We start from the raw sequence: 5,909 nt of genomic DNA, 5'->3' as shown, positions 1-5,909 counted from the left end.
AGGTCGGGACGTTCACCTGGTGATGGACAACTACGCCACGCACAAGACGCCCAGGATCAAGGCATGGCTCGCCCGCCGTCCGCACTGGCATGTCCACTTCACGCCCACCTCGGCATCATGGATCAATCAGGTCGAACGCTGGTTCGCTGAATTGACCCGCAAGCAGTTGCAGCGCGGGGTCCATCGTTCGACTGCCGAACTGGAGGCCGACATTGCCGCCTTCATCGAAGCACACAACGAGAACCCCAAACCATACAGATGGGTCAAGTCCGCCGATGAAATCCTCGCATCGGTCAAGCGGTTCTGCCAGCGAACCCAAACCCTATGCGGCGAACTTTAGATTCGGGTGACTAGGCCGTTCTATGAAAATGAACTTATTTCATTTCCATTTTGGCGCTGAGGTGCAACCTCAGTCGCTCTTCAGCATCCGGTCAATGTTGACGATTCGCGAAGTCTATGATCTCCTCGTGAACATATAGCGATCGCTACTGGGGCGTTTTCTTTATGAACCATCCGAATTTTGATCTCGACACTGATGACACCGTGGATCTCGAACGTCGTGACGTACTCGCTTCTCTTGCGAAATACTCTGCTACGGTTGCCGGTTCGTCAACGGTTGTACTGAGCGCCTCGGCGTCCGTTTCGGTCGCGAGTATCAGCGGCGGCGGCGGCCAGAATCCAGGCAACAGCAAGCCAGTTGGAAATGCACCCTTCGACGGCACGCGAGGGCAGGTTCCTTCGGGCATTATCAAGTAAAGCGGGCTGCGACGGTGCTCTGGCACGCTGCTCCGTCGGCGCACATGGTAGACATTGCAACTTCTCCGGATGACTGGCGCGCGGCGCTGCTGGTTTGCGCGCCGTCCATAGAGCGTGTGCCATTAGGCGACCGCTACATCCTTTATTCCGCAGCGTCAGGTGCGATTCTAACGACAGACGATGTCGGCCTCGCAATCGTATCCGATGTCGTTGCACCTTCGGGGAAGGCAGCTTGTTTACCTCCCGAAATCATCGACGCAGTCCTTCGGGCTTGGGAAACCGCGGGTCTTTTCAACGACGTCCAATTGCCGTTTCCCGATCCTGTGACGGATGACGGGCATTCGGTCCAATATCGTCGCGAATACGCGACCGAGTGGGGCGCTCTCTCCGTCGAGACCGACGATGCCATCCTCGCAAATCAACTGGAGAAGCTTTTTTGGGCCTTCGCTTCACCGGTTGGAATGCCCTTGGGAAGCAGTGCTCGGATACGCTGCGTCTCTTGCGATGGCAATGGTCTCGGTGTGTTTCGCGACGGGCAAGCACTCTGGGGGCGAGCATCGATAAATGCCGCGCGCTACCTAATCCTGCGGGAGATGGCCGAGGCTCTCTGCGGGGCGGATCGCGTAGGAGCAGTCCTTCACGGCGCCGCTGTGCTCGGTCGGGCGGGCGCACTTTTAATCCTGGGTGACAGTGGTCGCGGCAAATCCACTCTTGCTCAGGGCCTCATCGATGCTGGCTGCGGCTTCCTTGCCGACGATCACTTGCCGCTCCATGTCGATGGCGACCGGCTATTCGCCTTCCCGACCGGTAGTGCGATCAAAAACGGCGCACGGGATCTGGTCGAGGTACGCCGCTTAATGGCCCTTCATGGCGATTGCAGAAGCGAACGCAACGGCGTTTCCTATGTGCCTATTGCTCCTGCAGTAGCACCAGGAACATCGGTTCCACTCGCCGCAGTCGTCTTTCCAGAGTTTGTGTCGGATGCGGACGCGCACATGACGCAGATGGGCCGCGAGACCGCCTTCATCGAAGCAATCGCATCGGGTAGCCGTCCGTCGCGTCATCGCGCCCAAATCGCCCCCTTGGTCAAACTCTTCGCTACGGTGCCCGCCTACGCGTTGCGTTACGGCACCTCTGCCCAATCCGTCGAGGCTTGCCTTGAACTACTCGACGCATGACCTGTTTGCTGACGACTGTCCCGCGGAAAGGCAGGCTCTTTTCGGTCTCGCTGCAGTCGCTGTCTCTGACCGTGTTCCCGTCGACCTTGCGAACACGTTGGCGGAAAGCGACCCCTTGGTCTTGGCCAAGGACGCGCAGCGCATGCAGGTACACACATTAATTGGCCCCGTACTGACCCGCCACTCCGAACTCGCAAAGCAAATTCCAGACGATCTTGTCCTGTTTTTCCGCGCAATGCATGCCTCGAACCGGCAACGAGCGGCAGAGGGGCTTTCACAGTTGAAGGAAATCGGCGCCGAGTTGAACGCCCGGGACATCCCGGCGGTGGTGCTTAAAGGTGGTGGTGATTTGCTTTCGCCAATCCATGCCGACTCTGCGATACGCTACGTTGGCGACCTCGACATCCTAGTCCCGATTGATCGTGCCGAGGATGCCCTCGCCACCGCGCTGAGCATAGGCGCCACATTCGCGTCACCGCCGGTAAACGAGACTTCGAGATTCGACTGGCGAGGCCAGCGCCTACCCGAGCATCACCTACCACGCCTCGTTCGCGCGGACTGGACGTTCCCAATTGAGATCCACGTTCATTTGGGATCGGGTGCCGTTGCCGATGTGCTGGATGCCGCAGAAACACTGGACCAATGCGTTCCGGCCGCAGTCCGGGGTCTTGCGGTGCCCAGTTCCGAGGATAGGGCCTGTCACTTGGTCACTCATACGACACGGCACAACGGGATAGTTGACCTGCGCGCCTGGGTCGACTGGTGCAAGCTGCGCCGCCACTGCGACCGCGCAGTCGTCGAGCGCCGGCTTAGCCGCGCAGGCTACGGTCAAATGTTGGCAACCTGTGACTTGATGGCCGATCTTCTTGAGGCAGCAAACACCCTTCGCCTCTCCCGAAAGGAAACCACAGTGGCCCGAAAAGCCCTCTGCACGTACTGCGCCACCGGGAACCAGTCGGTCGTGGATGTCGCGAGCTTCTTTTTTCGTCGAGGCAGGGGCCTGGTCCTCTCCTCAAGCTATCGTGCGCACATAGCTGAGCGCCTCTTCGAACCCGGCTTCGTACGCGAAATCCTGTCTCGTGTTGGCCGTCGCGGGTCCGGTCGTCGCTAGGAAAGATTCGCATCGGCCGCACAATTCGGCGAGTCCAGATCCTTCTTCCCCCTGAAGACGCCGGTCCACCACTGATCCCGCTGAGTAACCAGCCCCCACCGGGTCCACACCTCTCGTCCGGGGTCCACTTCGGTCAAAAGGCCCCAGAAAGTGCCCCAGTTTAGCCAGTGGGTCAGGGAACCGGATGGGGAGCATCGGTTTACAGGGAATCCTACCACCCCAGCCAGTAGATCCAGCGACAAGTTCTGATGACCTCCGGGAGCGGCTGGGAGGCAGAAAGTGCCCCAGTTAATGCCCCGGTCCAGGATGCTGTTCTGTGGACCTCTGGAGAACCGGGGGTGACGCGGGTGTCGGGTAAAATAGCCGACGGGGGCAGTGCCACAGGTTAGAGCAACGAGTAGTCCATGACAGCGTTTCTCAGGCCCGCTTGGGCCTCACCCGATACCTGACCTTCTACAACACCCGAAGACCGCATTCATCGCTGGACGGGCAAACGCCCGATCAGGCATATCTCAACCTGCCCCGGCCAATCCCGGTCGCGGCATAACTGAGCGGAACATACACTTAGAAAACGGCTCCAAACTGTTCAGACAAACCGAGCCACCTCTTTGGTAACCGCAAGCATTGCTCGGAGTCGCCTTTAGCCATTAGCCATATCTTAGCCATCCGCCGATTTTTCCGATTTTTTCGGGTTTTGACGTATGTGAAAATATACTTTCAAAACAGAAGATTAGTGGCGGAGACGAAGTCAGCCGCACTATTCACGCAGATAGTTGAATTTGCATTGATATTTTTTCAAGACGCAGAATCATACCACACAAAATACCACAGCAGGTATTCCAAACGGCCAGTGATGCGGGCGGCTTGCCTCGTGCAACTCAGCACGAAAATCCCCCAGGGTTTCAAGCGAAATCACTACGGGATTGCGTAGCAGGGTATCCCGAAACAGCGCTGTTGAAAATCTTTGAATTGAGGATGCGTACAAAGGGCAGGGCGCACGGTTTCCGGACTTGAGGCCCTGAAAATCCGAGCCACCCCCTCCCCCCTAGGACGTTGGGCCTCTGCTTTGCCGACAGAGCGAGCACGAACAAGGAGTCCTACATCATAGAAATGCCCGTGAAGTTGTCGTCCGTTGCTTGTGCCAAGTTAGGCACTACAAGCGCAGGGCAGGCGTTCTCGCAAAGCTTAGAGAATGGTTCTAGAGGCGAGTGAAGCAGGCGTCAGAGCTTCGCGCCACCTGTCGAACGACGCTGCTTGTAGCTTAACAGATTAGGCAAAATCTGCTATAATAAGTAGGCGGGCAGAGTCCTCCTTCAGGAAGGGAGTGAGGTATGCTCGATTTTCACTATGGATGGCATCTAGAGCCTTCGGGCTATCCCGTAGACTGGACATACGAATACCAGAAGATTGGCTACTACGAATATACCTACGACTGGTATTGGGTTAACTTCGACTGGTATTGGGTTAACTTCAGCTACGGCTGGATTGGGATTGCGCCGGTCTACTCCCAATATTCGCATTACGACTACGGCTGGCATTACGGCTCGCACTACAACACCTATTGGTACTACGGTTGGCGCTGGGACTTCGGCTGGTACTACGACACCTCGTGGTACTTTGGCTGGGGCACGCACTTCGGCTGGTACGTCGACACCGCGTGGTACTATGGCTGGGGCTGGGACTTCGGCTGGTCCACTTACTGGTACTACGATGCCTCTTTCGGTTGGGACTACGGATTGCACGTTGATTGGTGGTACGACTACACCAGCTACGGTTGGCAATATGGATGGCATGGCGGCACCGGCGCATGGCACTATGGCTGGTATTCATACTCCGGGTGGTGGGGCTTCGGTTGGTACTTTGACCCGATGACGTTTGATTACGGCTGGTACTTCGGCTGGGGTGTTGATTTTACCTGGGATTACGGCTGGTACTGGAGCTACGGCTGGAGTTGGGATGCCGACTACGGCTGGTATCTCGACTACGGCTGGCAGCAATATGGTTACTGGGACTATGGCTGGTACGCGGGATGGGGCTGGCAGCAATTCGGCTACTGGGGCTACGGCTGGAACTACGACTATGGCTGGCACCAATACGGCTACTGGGATTATAGCCTGTTCTATGGCTGGGGCTGGGACAGCGCTGGTTGGTATGCAGCATCGTACTGGTGCTACGGGTGGTGGCCCTACCCCTACCCCGGCTGGTCTTATGGCTGGCCTAGTGGATACTTCATTGGCTGGGGTTGGTCTTATGACTGGTACTACGGCTGGGATTGGAGTTGGGCCTACGACTATGACGCCGGCTACTCATCCTGGGCATTTTGGGACTACGGTTGGTACTTCGGCTGGGACTTCGGAGGGTACGGTGTAGCCTACAATTACTTCTTCGATACGCCCTACGACTACCCTGTGGAATACATGTGGGGACTAGTAGGTTACTGGTGGATTGATTGCAACTGGGGGTGGTGATGGCGTTGCCTCGATGCCGTTAAGAGTTCAAGCCGCGCAGCCTTGAACGGCATGTGTGGATGGCTCCTGCATTGCAAGAGATTTCTGTGGTCGCGATGGTCTGTCAGTACAGTCGTGTGTCCGGCCTGTTAGTGTGGCGGTTGCCACTGGCCTTGATGAGTTCCGCAAGTAAGGTTCCAATCGGCTTAACGACCTCGAGGGCCATGCCGTTCGACGGAGTGTCCTTACTTTTGGTTGACTTCATTTCGCATCATCACATCAAGCGTCTTGCATCTCTTGGCAGCATCAGGCGATTGGCTGCCGGTATTCTTCTCGTTTTGTCAGTATTGCCCAGATGATCCGGGCGGACTTGTTGGCCATGGCTACAGTAGCGAGCCTGAAGGGTTTCTCGGCGAG

General features: G+C 57.1%; 5 protein-coding genes and 2 pseudogenes. 6 read left to right on the top strand and 1 reads right to left on the bottom strand.

All coding sequences use genetic code 11. The features are described from left to right. The 6 genes and pseudogenes from BLR85_RS27605 to BLR85_RS27585 all read left to right on the top strand — a co-directional run. Positions 1–340: transposase (locus BLR85_RS27605; protein WP_170844814.1), on the top strand; the 340-nt coding region annotated here is incomplete at its 5' end. Positions 341–504: 164 nt separating this feature from the next. Next, on the top strand, positions 505–756 hold the full coding sequence (locus BLR85_RS28860) for a hypothetical protein (protein ID WP_139188601.1): 252 nt from the start codon (positions 505–507) through the stop codon (positions 754–756). A gap of 44 nt (positions 757–800) precedes the next feature. Further along, positions 801–1,934 carry a phosphoenolpyruvate carboxykinase (ATP) gene (locus BLR85_RS27600; RefSeq protein ID WP_093164977.1) on the top strand — a complete coding sequence of 378 codons (1,134 nt, stop codon included), beginning with the start codon at positions 801–803 and terminating at the stop codon, positions 1,932–1,934. Beyond that, positions 1,915–3,045, top strand: coding sequence for a nucleotidyltransferase family protein (locus tag BLR85_RS27595; RefSeq protein ID WP_093164974.1), 1,131 nt, complete (start codon positions 1,915–1,917; stop codon positions 3,043–3,045). Before BLR85_RS27600 ends, BLR85_RS27595 begins: the two co-directional genes overlap by 20 nt. Before the next feature lie 403 nt (positions 3,046–3,448). Further along, positions 3,449–3,592, top strand: a pseudogene (locus BLR85_RS27590) (integrase core domain-containing protein); the annotation flags it as partial. A gap of 784 nt (positions 3,593–4,376) precedes the next feature. After that, positions 4,377–5,513 (top strand): PspC-like choline-binding domain-containing protein, encoded by a 1,137-nt coding sequence (locus tag BLR85_RS27585; RefSeq protein WP_093164968.1) that lies wholly within the window; start codon positions 4,377–4,379, stop codon positions 5,511–5,513. Between the two features lie 285 nt (positions 5,514–5,798). Here BLR85_RS27585 and BLR85_RS30170 read toward each other — a convergent pair. Continuing rightward, positions 5,799–5,909, bottom strand: a pseudogene (locus tag BLR85_RS30170) (IS110 family transposase); the annotation flags it as partial.

It is taken from the genome of Aliiruegeria lutimaris (assembly GCF_900099935.1).
In the GTDB taxonomy this organism is placed as follows: Bacteria; Pseudomonadota; Alphaproteobacteria; order Rhodobacterales; family Rhodobacteraceae; genus Tropicimonas; species Tropicimonas lutimaris.
Note: the sequence above shows the minus strand (reverse complement) of the source record. Positions and strands in the feature narration are given on the sequence as shown.